This is a genomic window from Nesterenkonia sp. E16_10 (genome assembly GCF_017347085.1).
GTDB lineage: Bacteria > Actinomycetota > Actinomycetes > Actinomycetales > Micrococcaceae > Nesterenkonia.
This window is the reverse complement of sequence record NZ_JADPSA010000044.1, coordinates 17,940-33,686: the sequence shown is the minus strand read 5'-3', so window position 1 is coordinate 33,686 and position 15,747 is coordinate 17,940. Positions and strand designations below refer to the sequence as shown.

Here is a 15,747-nt window from a genome sequence, read left to right as displayed (position 1 = left end):
ACTCTAGAACCGGGACGGTTCGAGAGTCGTTGCACTGGGCGGAAGGGCGGTGAGTTTCATGGCAAAACGGATGCGGCAAGCGAACGTCAAAGGCGGTCGCCCAGTCACTCGTGAAGTGAAGCTCACCGAGTTCGAGGACAACGCCCTCTACTTCGCCGCTGCCAAAGCCGGGATGACGCCAGCGCGATTCTTGAAGGAATCTGCGCTGTCTCGTGATCGCGGCATATCCGTGGCAGAGCGCCACGAGATGATTCTCAGCCTTCATAAGATCCAGGCCGCGCTGGCCGCTATCGGCAACAACATTAATCAGCTCGCTCGCCACGCGAACGCCGAGGATGCACTCACGAAGGAAATCAGCGCGGAGCTGACTCATTCACTGACTCAGGTCCGCGCCACTATGCAGCGCACGGGCGATGCCGTGTCGAGCCTGGCCGTGTCTCCCGATGAGGCCGATGCCACATGATGCCCAACGTCACGCGCGGCGGTCGCATGGCCGGACTCGTCATGTACCTTGCCGGTCCAGGTCGAGCCAACGAACACACCGATCAGCGCCTCATTGCGGGACACGATCTGGTGACGTTCGCCGTCGAGCCCGGTAAGAACCTCAGCCGTGATGACGCCCTAGATATCGCCAACGTTCTCGATGCACCACGCAAGGCCCACGGCACGTCAGTTCAGGAGCCGGTCAAAGAGTTCGATCAGGAAAAGTCCGAGTACGTGACCACCGGCACGAAAGACGCTCACGTCTGGCATTGCTCGCTCTCTCTCAAAGCTGACGAAGGACAGCTCCGCGATGAGAAGTGGTCCGAGATCGCACACGATTTCGTGGAAGGAATGGGCTTCATCGACCCGGACGGAGCCAAGACTTCCCGGTGGGCTGCCATACATCACGGAGAGTCCAAGAACGGCAACGATCACATTCACATCGCCGTGCAGATGGTCCGCGAGGACGGCACGAAAGCCGACGTTCATTTCGACAAGCGCCGGTCCCAGAAAGTCGCCAGTGAGATCGAGCAGAAGCACGGACTCGTGGTTCTCGAATCCCGCGATAAGAGCCGTGGTCTTGCGGGGGATAAGCCAGCCGAGCGGGTCACCGCGCAGCGCAACGGCCAGGCCATGCCGGCACCGGCCGAGCTGCGCCGCCGGATGCGCTCAGCCCTGGCCACGTCATCGAACCAGCACGAATACGTGCAGCGCCTCATGGACTCAGGCGTGCGGGTTGCTCCACGCTTCGCCAAGGGCTCCACAGACAGGATCGTGGGCTACCGCGTCGGGATCGCTCCCGAGCGCGGCTCCAAGGAATCGACGATCTACTATGCCCCGTCAAAGATCGACCGGACATTGGGGTGGCCCTACATCAGCGCCCGGTTCAACGGTGAAGGCAAGGAGGGCGCAGACCGTTTGCTGCGCGGCATCCATTCAGGGTCCATTGCGCAGCCAGATCGCACGTCCCGAGTGCACGATTTCGAGCCGCGCCGCGCGCAGCAGCTCATGAAGGGCAATGCCGGCCCGGACGCCCTGGCGAACATCTACGCGCGGGTCTCAATGTCGATGGAGAAGGACAAGCCGGGAGTGTTCCACCAGCTCTCCGAGAACTACGCCCGGGCCGCGCAGGGAGGTGGCAACGCTGCGCACGCGCTGCGCCTCGGAGCGCGGTTCGCCTCGAAGAATTCCGCGCGCAGTTGGCTCGCTGTTTTGCAACAAGCCAACCGGCTCGCCCGAGCGATGACCGATGACAAGCTGGCCACCAACAGGCCGCAGCTCACCGCGACGACTCTGCCCGTGCTGGCCCAGGCAGATCGGATCGTTCGCGCCGAGATCATCCGAGTGCAGAAAGAGACCGAGAAGAGCGGGAGCACGGCACCAGATAAGGAGCCGAGCAAAGAGCCAACACGAACCCCTATGAGTGTTCATCGCCCCACTCGTGGCAGCGCAGACCGGGGACACGGACGCTAATCCACCACGGAAGGAATAACGATGGCTGACAACGAAGAATCAGAGATCACCGAGAGTGTTGCAATCATGGCGCGCACCCTCACCGGGTCCGCGATGCAGTACAGGGAAGCAGCGACCCGGCAGCACCAGGCCCAGGCCCAGGAGCGCGCCGCGATCACCGAACAGCAGCGCAGACAGGAAGCCCAGTTGGCAACTGGTCTGCGCCAAGAGGTCTACAGCCGCGAGTTCTGGCGCACCGCGTCGAGCGAGAACATTGCCGACCACATGACCGTGGCCTCACACCTGGCACGCACACAGCCCGACGCGCGCATGGCAGCCATGCACACCGCTGATGTGCTGCGCAATGACTTCGGGATCAACGTCGAGCAGATGAACCGCGATCACCCGAACTCATTGGAGGATCGTCACCACGCGCTGCGCGATGCACTCGATGACTATTTCGACCGTGCGCGCGCTGACGTGGACGCCGACCAGGCACGCATTGACGCGCAGCGTGACGGCGCAGCGCCCGAGGTCGCAGCCGCCGAGATCGCGCCGGCCGAAAACGACGCCGAGCAGCCGGCCGAAAAGGCCGCAGCCGCCGCCCCGGTCGAGCAGGAACAGACTCCCGAGGGCAAGGAAGCGAGCGACCGCGCAGCCGAGGCGCAGAAGTCAGAGACAGAGAATCTTGCCGAGGCCGACCGGGCCGGCGCGGAGGCCCACCAGGACCGCGAGCACGCCCGGTCGGAGGAAGCCACCGGCGGACGCCAGCCCGAGCCCTACGCGCGAGTCACGAAGCAGGAGCTTGACGAGATTCAGAAGCTTGACCCGGCCCTGGTCGCCGTGCGGCAACGCCAGGCCCAAGCCTTCCCCATGTCCGCGCAGACCGCCGTCACTGGCAAAGGCAATACCGGCCCCACTCCTGCACGCGGAGCGGCCAAGACGCAGAACAAGGTCCAGGAGGTCTCCCGGTGAGCGATACGGCAGGATTCGCGCCCGAACTAGAGATCACCGACCCCGACGAGAACGAGAGCGCAGCCGAGGCAGATGCCCCCGCAGCGCAGCCCACGACCGAGGCCGCACCGGAGCCGGCGACGACCGAGGACGAGCCGGCCGAGGACGAGGCCACGGCGCTTGCCTACCCCAACGCGGGGGAATGGGTGAACGGCTGGCTGTTGCCGCACTACCGGCGTCAGCTTGGCGGGAGCACCCGCCGCTGGGACCCGAAGTGGTGGCACTACGAAGAGGTCGGCGGAGCCCTCGAAGCGCTGTGGCAAGCCTGGGAGCATCTACGGCTCGAACCAGGGACAGGAATCGCGGTGTTCTACCGCGATTACCTGTACCCGATCATGGATCAGCTCACGGCCCCTGACGGCCCGTTCTGGAACTACCACGCCACCTATGACCCGGTGCGCAGCAACATCGTGCCGCCAGCCTGGGAGACCACCCCCACGCCGCGAGGATGGTTCCGGGAAGCCGGCGACCCACGCGAGCAGTAGCCCGGACATAGAACTGTCCCCCCGGCCGCATGAAGCGGCTGGGGGGACAGTTGCGTGTGCGGCGCTCTATGCCGTTCTCACGGCCTCTGGTTTGTCAGCGGGTTTGGTCTGCCGAGCTGGGCCTCATAGTGAGCCTGGGACTCCTTGACGGCCTTAGCGTAAGGCTTCGCGGAGAAGTGTTCGAGCTTCATCAGCGCGGCCGGCTGGCCGGAGCTGAACAGCAGCGCACGCCCCGAAGGCATCCCCGCGAGATCGGCCACGTCCATGATCCGTTCCCGCTGGATCGAGGTCGAGGTAGACCGGCCGCGAGTCTGGGTGCTGGTCTGACGTTTGATCACGTCACGTTCCCCGATGAGCTGGGAGAGGAACGGCAGAAACTCATCCTCCGAGAGACCCGAGCCGGCCACCCGGATATTGGCCGAGGACCAGAGCTTGCGCATCCCTTCTTTCCCGAACGCCTCCACACCCTGGACAAAGCTCTGGAAGAACGTCGAGACCACGATGCCGCGCGAACCATAGTGCGAATACAGATCCGGCAGCTCACGCCACCGGACCACGTTCGCGGCCTCATCGAGCACCGCCATAACAGGCGGCGAGAGCCGGCCACCAGGCAGCCGGCCGGCGCGCTTCTCCGCCGAGGTCAGTGTGGCCATGACCAACGCGGCCGTGATCGCGCGAGCAGATCCGCCTCCCTCACGCGAGATCAGATACAGCGTGTCCGTGGTCTTGGAGAACTCTTCGTGATCGAACTCTTGCACGCCTGGGATCTGGGGATCTCGCAGCCACGGCATCACCCGCTCATCCCCGAGCACCGAGACCCACGGGCGCACGGTGCCGTACACGCCGTCACGCTGCTTCGGGGTGAGCATCATGATCTGGCCCAGCGCATCGGCATAGCTGGGACTGCCGGCGCTGTGCAGCGCCTCGCGCGGCGTCGGGTCATCCGGGTCATTGGCCCAGGTGAACACGTCCGTGATCGGACGCTTCGACAGCGCGGCAGCCAAGAACAGGTGAGAGAGCAGCCGCTTACCGTCAGAGGTGAAATAAGCATCCTGGGAGGCCCCGGCCGAGGTCTCCGAGGTAATGAACACGTCCGCGAGCTTCTGCGCCGTCTCCATGTCACGCACGAAGCTCAACGGGTTCCAGAACCAGGACGGTTCCTCACCGATAATGTCCTGGGGATCGTGGACCCACACTTGCCCCTTCTCCCCGCGGGGCTTCCTCGTGAGGTCCACAATGTCTCGCTTATTCGAGGTCGCCAGCACCGGCCCGTTGGTCTCGATGATCTGAGGGACACAGACACACGAGGTCTTACCGGCACGAGGCCCCATGATCCAGGTCTGCACCCACTCCCACGAGGCGCGCAGCTCCTTGTTGTTGGCCACCGAGCGTGCCAGCGGCACACCGGCCGAGGCGTTGGAGGCGCGCAGCCGTTCCGCCGTAGCTTTCTGTGCCTTCACGCTGAGCCCGTCGAGATCCTTGGGCCGAGACATAGACCGAGCCAGGTGATCGACCCGCGAGGACTTGGACCGCTGGCGTAGGGCTGCAAAGACCAGCAGCCCCACCAGGACCAGCACCGCGAGCACGATCCCGGCGAACATGACGAGCTGCGCCGCCGTGACCGGCAGCGCCCCGGTGGCCTGTCCGGTGATGATCGTGAACGGGTCACGTTCACCGGCAGGGCCGGTGATCGCTGGATCAATGAGCGCAGCGCCCCACCAGCCCATGACCAGCAGCAGCACCACGGCGAGGAATCCGCCGAGGACGATCCAGCCGGCCTCACCGGAACCGGGCTGGCTCCTACGTCCTGCACGGTTGCTCATACCAGCGCCCCGTTCTGCTCAGTCGAGCTACCCGAGCCCTGCTTCTTCCATGCTTGGTTGGTGTCGGTCACGGCGACCTCTGCCGCGACTTGGAGCACCTTGAAGGGGATACCCGGCCGCTTACCCGTCTTGAGAATGAACTTGCCGGTGTGCGGCCGGCGCTCCGTGCCGACGCCGCCGCCCGAGTCATCGGTCCAGTCCGTGATCCAGGACTTCTCCGTGTCCGAGAGGGCGAACACAGTCTCTAGGTTCCCCATCTCGTCCGGCGCGAGACCGCCGAGGAACACCATTTCTGAGCGGTTCACGAACCCCCACGCGATATCGGTCAACGTCTCGGATGAGAGCTTCAAATCGTTCATGGTGTGGGTAATCATGATCTGGCCAATGCCGCGACCACGATTCAGCCGCGTCAGGGAGTCCACGAAGTAGACCATCTGCTCAGAGGCCCGCAGCACCTTCCACAGCTCATCCATCACCAGAAGGTAATGCTTCGGCGGAATGCCGCGATCCGTGGTCACGATCTTCTCCGTGGCCACGGTGACAGTGCCGAGGTTCCAACACAACGACTGCACCGCAGCCATGAGAACGGTGTCGTTCTCATTGACCCCGGACACATCGAACACCACCGGCTTACCGGGGATGATGTGCGCCGAGGTCGGCTGCGAAAAGAGATCCCCATAGAGCCCATCTGGACCCATCGCGATCAGCGCATCCAAGAGCCCCTGCACGCGAGCGTCATAGGCGTTCTCGTCGTCGTGGGTCAGAGACAGGGTCCGTAGCGTGGCCGGCCGGGACCGAATGAAATCCGTCAGTTCTGGGATCAGGACCGGCGTGCTCAGATCTGGGTCGAGAGTGCGGATCGCGTGAGAGAGGATCGTCGTCTCATGCGGGTCAAGACTGCGCCGCGCAAACATGGCCACCAGCCCACTCATCAAAGAGAGCTGCTGGGTACGCAGGTCATTGAGACCTTCGGCACGGGCACTCTCGTTGGTCACCGTGGCCAGCGCCTTAGCGAACATCGACATATCCATAGGGTTGATATGGGACCGGCCCGGAGCGAACTCGATCACCTGACCATCGGCCGCGCGAATGAGGTCCACATAATCGGGACGCGCGTCCGACAGCGCCATAGGGATGATGCCCCAATCCAGGAGCACCGCGACCATGCGCTTAACCAGCGAGGACTTCCCCAGGCCCGGTTGCCCCAGCACGAACCCGGACGGGTTACGGATCAGCTCAGAGGTAAACCAGGAGATCGGGTCCGCGCAGACCAGGGACCGGCGCCGCAAATCCACCCCGAGCGGAGCGCCGACGAGATCCACGCCGGAACCGGCGATAAAGGGCCAGTAGCCGCAGAGCTGCACTGTGGTCCCTTGCAGCTCATAGGGCCGCTCGATGAAGCCCACCGGGCCACCACCGCGACGATTCCAGCCGGTAGCCCCCGGCCGGGAGAGCGTGGCCTGACGATCCGAGCTGACCTGCGCGAACAGCCGCCGAAGCCCGGTGACCGGCTTCGCGGTCGCGCGAGCTCGACGCTCTTCACGCTCTAGCCGAGCCTTATCCCGCTTGGAGAGAACCAGCCGTGAATCTTCTGCCGGTTCCTGGTCTTTGGCCTTTCGTGGACTCATCATCAGCACCCTTCAAGTGTGATCGCGGCTTAGGAGAAGAAGTCTTGGATCTCGTCGTTCAGGAGCATGTGATCGGGCAGCACCATCCCCAGCGGCAAGCCGGCCTGGAAGGTCACGGCCTGATTCGCCAGAGCTTTGCGGACCCGCAGACGAGTTCTCGAGAACAGCCCCGGCACTTCCTTATCCAGCCGGCGGAACTGTTGGGGATCAGACACCGAGACGGTGACGATGGTCCCGAACCGGGCCACACCGGCTCCCATCGTTTCCTCCTGTGCGGATTTCAGCGCCGCTTTCTGCCGCTGCGCTGCGCGCACTGACACGCGCTGCTGAGATCCGCCGAAGGTCGCTTCTTTGATCTCGCGCTGCACGAGATCCGTGGTCCGGTCGATAGGCACCGGACGATAGAGCAGGGTCACGCGCTTACGCAGCACCCCAGGCATGGGCTCTAGGAGCCGGCGCAGTGAATCGTGGGTGAAGGTTCCGCGCGGTTCCTCATAGAGCGTCCAGGACGCCGAGTAGGCCCTGTCGTGCTTGTAGTGCTCGAAGAGATCCGCAGCATAGGACGGGCCGGCATCCTCCCAGCGAAGGTTGGTGCCGCCGTCCATCTGCGCTTCCTCGATTGCTGAGGCGGTGGTCGGGTCATAGGCCACGCGGGTGAAGTCGATGATCTCCTGAGCCGTGCACGCGCGCACGACCCCGGCCCCGGTGGAATGCAGACCACCGAGGATGCCGGGGAGCCGGTCGCCTATGTCGATTGCCATTTCATCGCGGCCGCGATCCTTGTTCGCTTCCCAGGCTTTACCGTCGAAGGTGACCGTGAGACGCACCGTCATTTCCGGCGCGCCGTGGTCATACTCGCTGGCAATTCCGTCAGTGACCATGCGCGCGAATTCCGGGCCACCGTCTGCCCGGTTATGCGAGAGCAGCCGGCGCAGCCGAAGCCCGGTATCCGGTGCGGATTCAATGGTGACCGAGGCCCCGCGGATTCCGTCCTCTTGGCCGCGTGCTTGGAGCCAGCCGCCCCAGTGAGCCACCTGGCGGTTGACCGATTCAGCGTCTACCAGGGCGTCACCATCGGGCCGCGCTTCGATGACCACCGAGTAGTTGTACGCGCCCCGGCCGGTGATGCGCAGCAGCCCGAAGGGCTGACCCGCGCTATCGCGGTGCTCGGAAAGTTCGGTATCTGCCATGAGTCCCGGCAGCCGAGTCACCCCGTCTGGTGTCTGACCCGTGGGACCAGAGACGTAGAGGTGCTTGCCAGAACGTTCTTTGCGGCGCTGCGCAATTTTGAGCATGGTTCTCCCGTAGATCGAGCGGCCTTGCCGCTTGGTGGCCAGCAGAAGCACGGCCCCGAGAATGCCGGTGCCCATGACCACCCCGGCCGCAGTTGCGCGGCCGGTGGCCATGAGGATGATCGAGACCAGGATGAAGGGCACCCCGGCCAGTGAGACACCCAGGGAGAGCCCGAGGATGCCGGTGCGCTGAGGGTGCCGCAGATTGCCGTATACGCCGGGGATCACCCCGGAGGTTGAATCGCTCATGCGCCACTCTCCCCGTCGTCGCCTTCAACGGCCTGGTTCACCTGAGCACCAGAGGCGGTGCCGGTATCAATGACGTTCTTCAACTGTTGGGTCTTGGCAGCAGCCGATCCACCAGACTTCCCGGCGTTGCCGCCGGAGTCATTGCCGGTGCTCGGTGCAGCACCGCCGGCCGCTGAACCGCCAGGAGCGCCGCCACCCGATGCGCCGCCGTCACCGGCTCCCGGTGAGTCCGCGCCGCTGGGAGTGCCAGCGTCCACGCCAGCACCACCCACACCGCCGGCACCCTCAACACCGCCGGACGAGCCAGAAGCACCGCCGGCGGCTGAGGCCCCGGCGGGAGTCGCCGCGCCCTGACCACCGCCGGACGCGCCGCCCGAGGAAGCACCCTCCGCAGCGCCGCCGCCCGAGGACGATCCATCAGCAGCACCACCGGCAGAAGATCCGCCACTGTCACCGCCGGCCGATTCCGCGCCGCCGGCCGCGCCGCCGACCCCGGATTCACCCGAGCCACCGTCACCAGAGCCCGAGTCGCTGTCAGACGCGGGAGCAGCCCCACCAGGAGAGGCACCCGCAGCGCCGTCACCAGAGCCACCGGAACCGGCTCCACCGGCCCCAGAACCGCCGGCAGCCTGTCCAGCCGCAGAACCACCGCCGCCGGCCGAGGCCGAGCCAGAACCACCGCCAGCAGCGCCAGCCGCTCCACCACCAGCACCGCCGCCGGCCGCGCCAGCAGCGCCGGCACCACCACCGGCCGCAGCTCCACCACCGCCAGCAGCGGCCGCGCCGCCCCCAGCAACGGCAGGGGCAGCAGCTCCACCCGTGCCCGCCACCACAGCGGCACCAGCCGCGACCGTGGCCGCACCCGCGATAGCTGCGCCGCCGCCAAAGGCAGCAGCGCCCATCGCGGCAGCAGGAACGATGAACTTGATCAACGCCGGCAACGCGAGCCCCGCCAGCGCCAGAATGAGCATTCCGGTCATCGCCGCCGAGTAGTTCTGCAACTCACCCGCCAGCCCCTCGATCTCGGAATCTTCGGTCATCATGCGCAGCCCGAGCGCGTAGATACCGGCAGCAACCGGCTTGAAGAGCAGCAGGGCGATAAGCCAGCCGTTGGTCTTCTGGAACGCCTGTTTACCCGAGACGGAGCCGGTAGAAGCCGCCACGACGGGCAGGAACGCGAGCAGGACCAGGATCACGACGTCGCGGAAGATCATCAGCAAGAAATTCATGATCGCGCCGAAGAACGTCAGCAGAGACACGATCAGATAGACCCCGATGTTCTGGCCCATTTCACCGACCGGAGCCGCCAGAACCTCTAGGTTCGCGTCACCCTCAGTCGCCCGGTCGAGCAGCCATGCGGCTGTGCTGTCACCAGCGGTGAGCAGCGCGCCGATAGCCACCGCGTAAACGCCCGTGACCACGATCAGGGTCACAATCGGGGCAAAGGCAGTGATGATCTTTTTGAAGTCCATGCTCAGCAGCATCCGGGCGATACCGAGCAAGAAACCGATGATCGCAAACGCCGCGATGAAATAGCCCGTATCGGCTTGGATAGAGGCCACCGCAGGGTTGTTCATATCCGGCCCTGGCGCGTTCATCCACCAGGTAGAGATCATTTCCAGGAACGACACCGCACCGTTGGCGAGGCCCTGAGCGACCGCTTCTAGTGCGGCAGTCGCCGCGTTCCCAGCAAGGTCACCGAGCGCATTGCCGCCCCGGCAGACGAGCTGCCACGGCTCACATTCTTCTTCCGCAGCCATGAGACTTACCGCCACTCCACGTAATCGCTGGTGTCCTCGATGACCTCAACTGGTGGTGCTCCACTAGCGAGATCCACGCGCCAGTCGTTGGCTTCGTCATCCCAAACAAGGATGAATTCAAACATCGCGTCACCGGGGGTATCTGGAACGCTCACCCACAGTTGCACCGTGGCCTCAGAGTCCGACGAGTCAACGATGCGGAAGCCCCTGACCAGCAGACCATCGAAAGCTTCCGACGCTTCGGGATCACCGGCTGGGTATGCCGAACGAGCACCAGGACTATCTACCGCTGCTTCGTAGGTGTCACCCGCGACAAAGTCAGCGAACAAGATGGGCGCTGCGATGGCTGCGCCGGTTGGTGTCTGCGAGAAGCAGCGCCAGAAGCCGTCCTCCTGGACGGCTGGCCCGTGCTCATCCGAGACAGGAACGGAGAAGTTCTCCGCCCCGTCGAAGTCTTGCCACTCGAAGGCCGGTGCCTCAGTGGGGAACGCACTATCGGCGTCCATATCCTCACACCGGGCCGGCCCCTCACCCTCTGCTTCGGTGGGCTCTTCCTCTTCTGGTTCCACGGGCTCAGCCGAGGGATCTGGACCCTCAGCATTCAGGCCCTCGTCGGGTTCTTCGGCCTCATCAGAGCCCGAGGGGATCGTGAGCAGACCCACGACCACCACGACGATGACGATCAATAGACCCGCGCCCCAGAAGATCCACGATTTCCCGCCGCTGTGCTGTTGTTTCTGTGCCATATCGGTTCCCGTTCCGTGGTGGCGTGAGTGCTCTAGATAAAGACGCGAATGATCGCGGCCGCTGCCACCGCGAGGATGCAGACGATGATCGAGATCACCAGGCCCTTGAAGCCCTGGATCTCACGGCCGGTGAAGGACGCGAACGCCAGGTAGCCGGCCGAGGCGAGGAACCCGGCCAGGCCGAGCATGATCACGCCCCAGGAGATCCAGTTCAGAAGGGTGGTGAACCCCTCGACCCCAGGAGGCGCTTCCGGGCTCACGTCCGGGACGATCCCCGCCGGGGTCAGTCCAGAGAGTGCGGAAAGAAGTTCGAGCATCATCATGTGTTGTCCTCTTCTGCTTTGGTGTGGAACGTGCGAATAATCTTTTGCAGCCGCTTAGGCGGCGAGGTGAAGTCAGGCGCTTGGATACGCCAGTGCTCCACCCACGGGATATGTGCTCCCGTTGGCACTTTTTGCAGCAACCGCTTCACCGCGCGGCGCTGCTGCTCCATCAGCTTCGGAGCGTCATCGACCAACACCAGCCCCAGGAGGCGGGAGTCGGTGAGTTCACCGGAGATCCACTGCTGAGTGAAGTTCTCCGCTGCGTCGAGGCCGACCCAGTGAGTTCGCGCGACCACCACGACACGCAGCGTCGGCAGCGGTCGCACCCACCCGGCGGCGACGGGCCAGCCGGTGCCGGCGTCGGTCGCTTGGTCTCCGAGCATGGCCGCGACGGTGGAGGTTCCGGCTCCCCCGTGGAGCCCGGCCACTGTGATCAGCCGATGATCGGAGATCTCGATACGCGGCCAGCGCACCATGTCTGCTGGCGGTGAGACGAACGGCAATGGGGCCGGAGGTCCATTGACGATGGTCTGGTTCCCCAGTACGTCGTCTCGCATCTCTACCGTGTTCTCTGGCTCTTCCGGCGGTGCCTGTGTAAAGGGGTTACTACGCTGCACAGACTTTTGCTCCCTTTGCTCACCAATGGACAGCCCGTTAGCTGCTGGCCTTCATACAATGAAAATAGCTGGGTACGACCCAAAAATACCAGTGTTCACCGTAAATATCACTAAACACATGCACGCTGTTTACCTATCTTGCGTCGCATAGCTATTATAAGGAGAATGAGAGTGAACGATCCAGAATCCATTGACCTGCTGCTTGAAGATTTCCCGGATCTTGCGCATCCCAAGGAGGTCGCTGACCTCCTGCGCGTACGGCTCAACACCGTCAACCAGTGGATTCGAGAGGGCCGGTTGCTCTCGATCAACGCCGGTCGAAGAGTCAACCGCATCATGAAGCCCAAGCTGCGCGAGTTCCTGCTCCACGCCGATGAAATGCAGGACGACGACAGCGATCCCGTGGAGGTCGAAGCCGTGGAGGACGAGACCGCTGAGAAGGAGAAGGATTCAGACTGATGGACCCCCTCACTCCTGAGCAGGTGCCAGCGTTCCCGTGCTACGTCATCGACTACGACGAGGACAACGAGACCGCTGAGCTCGATGGTGTTCCCATCGAACCCGCCCACGGAGTGAACATTGCCGACGCGGCGAAAGACGCCGCAGCGCGCAAAGCAGAGGGTCACGGACTGACCGCCGTTCGCGTCAAGATCCGTACCCCCATCGGGGAAGAGTGGACGATGATCGTCACCGTTGACGGCGAACCCCTCGACACCACACCCACCCCTGAATCGCAGCAGAGAAAACCGTTCATACGCCCCGCCACCATTCTCGGCGGAGTCATCATCACCCTGGGTGCATTAGCTGGAACCACCGCTCTCGCTGTGCACCTGAGCACCGAGACAGACCACGACCAGAACGCCGCGCCACAGTGGGAGATCCCCGGTGCCGGCGAGCAGATCCCCGTAGGACTGCCCGAAGGGTTCACCGGCCCTTCGGACTGGTCAGTAGATATCAACGACGACACCGCAGCCACAGGGCTCGACGACGGCAGGATTCTCACCGCAAATAGCGATGGAATCCTCTCCGCCCGAGACCCTAAGACTGCTGAACCCGAGTGGGCCGGTTCAGGTGCTCCGCAGGATCTCTCTGAGATCCACGAGACCACCTGGACCGGCCAGCCGGTCCTTGCCTCCTACAACCGGGGCAACCTCACCTTGTGGCCGCTCGAAGATGTCACCCCCGGTGAGGCGGTCGCGCCTGAACAAGTCCCTGTGGCCAATGAGGCCGAGATCCTGTGGGGCGGAGACACCCCGCTGGTGTCTCTCGGTGACTTCATCGTGTTGGTCCCCGACGACGAGGGCACGCTGACTGAGGCCACCATCCCCGCCGGGTCCGATCCGGTATCCGCCGTGGACGGTGAAGCCGTCTCACTAGGCCCTGAAACCATTTACAGGACTGGACTCGATGGAGAGTCCACTACTACCGAGTTCACGCCTCCTGAGAGCGTGGACGGCCCCGCAGATGTGTTCTGGACCGCCGGCACCGATGCGCTCGTGCTGGGCTGGTCTGCGCCTGATTCTCAAGCCTCCCCGGTCATTGCCGTCATCGACCAGGAGACCGGGGAAACGATCATCAAAGACCAGGTGGAGCAGCTGCCTCACGAGTCGGCTGAGATCACCTACAACACCGACTCGCAGCGCGCCGTGATCGGCACCCTGGCGGTTAGATACGACGACGATCCCAGCCTGAACGAGATCCCCGCGATGGAAGATCCCGTGATCGAGGCGAACACCCTCTACGGCAACACCAGCGACGGGCCGGCCCTGGTGGACCTGGGCCGACCCCAAGACGGCGCGCAGTCCTACGCGACCTTCACCGAGGACGACACCGCCCCGGTGATCGTGGCGGAGGACGCGGCCTATGTGACCGCCCCCCGGCTGGATCAGATCATTCTCTACCGCGCCCCCGCAGGAACCTCCGAGGAGGAATCCACCGACGAGACAGACCCCGAAGAGCCCACCCAGGACGAACAGGACGATTGATGACTATTCAGATCAGCATCACCGATGACGGGACCGCCACCCTGCACGGGGAGGGAATGGAGCCACAGACCATCGTCGCCGGCACCTACCACCAGGCGCAGACCGAAGCCATAGACGCGCTCGTGGAGCGCGCCCGAGCAGCCGGCGAAAAGCTCTACGCCGTGACCGATGAGACTCCCCCCACGACGTTGCTGATCGAGCCACGCGGGACCGTGACCCCTGTTCCTGCCGACCAGGTTCCCAACAGCTCCCCGGCACCAGCTCAGTCCGAGCCCGAGCAGCCCAACGCAGCGCCGGCCGCAGCAGCAGCGCCGGCAGAACCCAAGCCGGCCGCGCAGCCAGTAGAGCCCACTCCCCCACCGACCGCAGCATCACTGGCCGCAGCATCACCGGCAGAGCCCTCGACACAGGCCCCGGCGCGGCCGAACCCGCTCACTGCGGATTCCACTTCTGCCCCGGCCGCGAGCCGGCGGCAGGTCCGCGAGCAGCGCCAGAGCTTCCTCAACCAAGAACAGCGCGAGCAGCCGGCCACCGAAGGGTGGCGCGGCGTGCTGGCGAGCATGGGTATCCGTATCGCGCCGAGCGAGGCCGAGAAGGCCCAGCGGATCGACCGCCAAGCGGTCTCCCAGCACTGGCCCGGACCCCGCACCATCGCCATCGTCAACGGCAAAGGTGGAGCCTCAAAGACCCCGACGACGATCCTGCTCTCAGCAGTATTCGCCCGGTTCGGCGGCGGCGGCGTGCTGGCCTACGACAACAACCAGACGCGCGGCACCCTGGGATGGCGCACCGAGCAAGGCCCCCACGATGCGACGATCCTTGATCTGCTGCCAAAGGCCAATGACCTTCTCTCCACCGGGGCACAGTCGGCAGACCTGGCCCACTTCGTGCACCACCAGACCACCGACCGCTACGACGTGCTGCGCTCGAAGCCGGTGGCCCTGGCCGACGCGCAGCGCGTCGATGCCGGCGACGTGGACGCCATTCACCAGGTCACCAGCAAGTTCTACCGGCTGATCTTCATCGACTCCGGCAACGACGAGTCCGATCCGCTGTGGAAGCGCATGATCGACCTCAGCGACCAACTGGTGGTGGCCACCACCACCAAGGACGAGCACGCCGAGGCCGGCGCCCTTCTGCTCGAAGCTCTCGCAGACCGTGACGAGCGATCCGCAGCCCTGGCCGATGAGGCCGTGGTCGTGGTCTCAGAATCCAACAACAGCGCACGGCCCACCGAAGCCGAAGAAGTGCGCAACGGGTTCAGCAAGCTCGCTCGAGAAGCGGTGGCGATCCCGTATGACCCGGCAATGGTCGATGGAGTGCTGCACTATGACGCGCTGCGCAGCTCCACACAGCGCGCATGGCTGCGCGCCGCCGCCGCGGTCGCGAGAGGGCTCTAAGTCATGACTTCGGCGCTATTCCTGCTAACGGTGCCTTTCCTGCTCGCCAGGGAGGCGATTTCCTCCGACACGCCATAACGTCTTACACGATTTTGTGGCTATACCGTGACAGATTGAGCAGTGTTCCAGTCGTGACGTAAGGAGATCAGGATGACCAGGCCGTATAAGGGTGATCGGGTATCGCTGACTACGAAGATTCCGCGCGCTTACTACGACAAGCTCAACCGACTCTCAGCCGCAACCGGAGAGACCAAGGTTGACTACATCGCCGCCCTGATCATTAAGGATCTCGACACCCTCGACATAGACGCGGTCGAGGGCCAGGAGCCACTACCAATGTCCGCGTAAAAAGAAGAAGCGCCCACCTACCGGTGAACGCTTCTTCATAAGACTTGTCAGAACCGCTACGTCGCCAAACTAACCGGTTCTGATCTTCCTCCCGAAGGAGATTCGATTATGTCCCCCGTGCAAGGGGATCACGCCTATGACC

General features: G+C 64.2%; 15 protein-coding genes. 8 read left to right on the top strand and 7 right to left on the bottom strand.

The features are described from left to right. The first annotated feature begins 58 nt into the window (after positions 1-58). From I2487_RS13990 to I2487_RS13975, 4 genes are read left to right on the top strand one after another with little or no spacing between them, the layout of a single operon-like run. Positions 59-463 carry a plasmid mobilization protein gene (locus tag I2487_RS13990; protein ID WP_255546445.1) on the top strand — a complete coding sequence of 135 codons (405 nt, stop codon included), beginning with the start codon at positions 59-61 and terminating at the stop codon, positions 461-463. Then, positions 460-1,956: a relaxase/mobilization nuclease domain-containing protein gene (locus I2487_RS13985; RefSeq protein WP_207172749.1), complete on the top strand. Its 1,497-nt coding sequence runs from the start codon at positions 460-462 to the stop codon at positions 1,954-1,956. Before I2487_RS13990 ends, I2487_RS13985 begins: the two co-directional genes overlap by 4 nt. 21 nt (positions 1,957-1,977) lie before the next feature. After that, positions 1,978-2,910 (top strand): hypothetical protein, encoded by a 933-nt coding sequence (locus I2487_RS13980; RefSeq protein ID WP_207172750.1) that lies wholly within the window; start codon positions 1,978-1,980, stop codon positions 2,908-2,910. Then, positions 2,907-3,434 carry a DUF4913 domain-containing protein gene (locus I2487_RS13975; RefSeq protein WP_207172751.1) on the top strand — a complete coding sequence of 176 codons (528 nt, stop codon included), beginning with the start codon at positions 2,907-2,909 and terminating at the stop codon, positions 3,432-3,434. Before I2487_RS13980 ends, I2487_RS13975 begins: the two co-directional genes overlap by 4 nt. A gap of 77 nt (positions 3,435-3,511) precedes the next feature. Here I2487_RS13975 and I2487_RS13970 read toward each other — a convergent pair whose 3' ends face one another. The 7 genes from I2487_RS13970 to I2487_RS13940 are packed head-to-tail and all read right to left on the bottom strand — an operon-like array spanning position 3,512 to position 11,872. Then, positions 3,512-5,257 carry a type IV secretory system conjugative DNA transfer family protein gene (locus tag I2487_RS13970; RefSeq protein ID WP_207172752.1) on the bottom strand — a complete coding sequence of 582 codons (1,746 nt, stop codon included), beginning with the start codon at positions 5,255-5,257 and terminating at the stop codon, positions 3,512-3,514. Beyond that, complete coding sequence (locus I2487_RS13965) at positions 5,254-6,888, bottom strand: putative type IV secretion/conjugal transfer ATPase (RefSeq protein WP_255546444.1); 1,635 nt, start codon at positions 6,886-6,888, stop codon at positions 5,254-5,256. The genes I2487_RS13970 and I2487_RS13965 overlap by 4 nt, the downstream gene beginning before the upstream one ends. Positions 6,889-6,914: 26 nt before the next feature. Beyond that, on the bottom strand, positions 6,915-8,426 hold the full coding sequence (locus I2487_RS13960; RefSeq protein WP_207172753.1) for an SCO6880 family protein: 1,512 nt from the start codon (positions 8,424-8,426) through the stop codon (positions 6,915-6,917). Continuing rightward, positions 8,423-10,186, bottom strand: coding sequence for a hypothetical protein (locus I2487_RS13955; protein ID WP_207172754.1), 1,764 nt, complete (start codon positions 10,184-10,186; stop codon positions 8,423-8,425). The genes I2487_RS13960 and I2487_RS13955 overlap by 4 nt, the downstream gene beginning before the upstream one ends. A 5-nt stretch (positions 10,187-10,191) precedes the next feature. Continuing rightward, a complete protein-coding gene (locus I2487_RS13950) occupies positions 10,192-10,932 on the bottom strand; it encodes a DUF8175 domain-containg protein (protein ID WP_207172755.1) in 741 nt (246 codons plus the stop codon). 32 nt (positions 10,933-10,964) lie between these two features. Further along, positions 10,965-11,255 carry a hypothetical protein gene (locus tag I2487_RS13945; protein WP_255546437.1) on the bottom strand — a complete coding sequence of 97 codons (291 nt, stop codon included), beginning with the start codon at positions 11,253-11,255 and terminating at the stop codon, positions 10,965-10,967. After that, positions 11,252-11,872 carry a DUF6668 family protein gene (locus tag I2487_RS13940; RefSeq protein ID WP_207172757.1) on the bottom strand — a complete coding sequence of 207 codons (621 nt, stop codon included), beginning with the start codon at positions 11,870-11,872 and terminating at the stop codon, positions 11,252-11,254. Before I2487_RS13940 ends, I2487_RS13945 begins: the two co-directional genes overlap by 4 nt. Positions 11,873-12,043: 171 nt before the next feature. Between I2487_RS13940 and I2487_RS13935 the strand changes: the two genes are divergently transcribed. The 4 genes from I2487_RS13935 to I2487_RS13920 all read left to right on the top strand — a co-directional run bounded on the left by I2487_RS13935 (position 12,044) and on the right by I2487_RS13920 (position 15,605). Next, complete coding sequence (locus I2487_RS13935; RefSeq protein ID WP_207172758.1) at positions 12,044-12,331, top strand: helix-turn-helix domain-containing protein; 288 nt, start codon at positions 12,044-12,046, stop codon at positions 12,329-12,331. Next, positions 12,331-13,857 carry a hypothetical protein gene (locus I2487_RS13930; protein ID WP_207172759.1) on the top strand — a complete coding sequence of 509 codons (1,527 nt, stop codon included), beginning with the start codon at positions 12,331-12,333 and terminating at the stop codon, positions 13,855-13,857. The genes I2487_RS13935 and I2487_RS13930 overlap by 1 nt, the downstream gene beginning before the upstream one ends. After that, positions 13,857-15,257, top strand: coding sequence for an AAA family ATPase (locus I2487_RS13925; RefSeq protein WP_207172760.1), 1,401 nt, complete (start codon positions 13,857-13,859; stop codon positions 15,255-15,257). The genes I2487_RS13930 and I2487_RS13925 overlap by 1 nt, the downstream gene beginning before the upstream one ends. Before the next feature lie 150 nt (positions 15,258-15,407). After that, positions 15,408-15,605: a hypothetical protein gene (locus I2487_RS13920; protein WP_207172761.1), complete on the top strand. Its 198-nt coding sequence runs from the start codon at positions 15,408-15,410 to the stop codon at positions 15,603-15,605. Positions 15,606-15,747 lie beyond the last annotated feature (142 nt).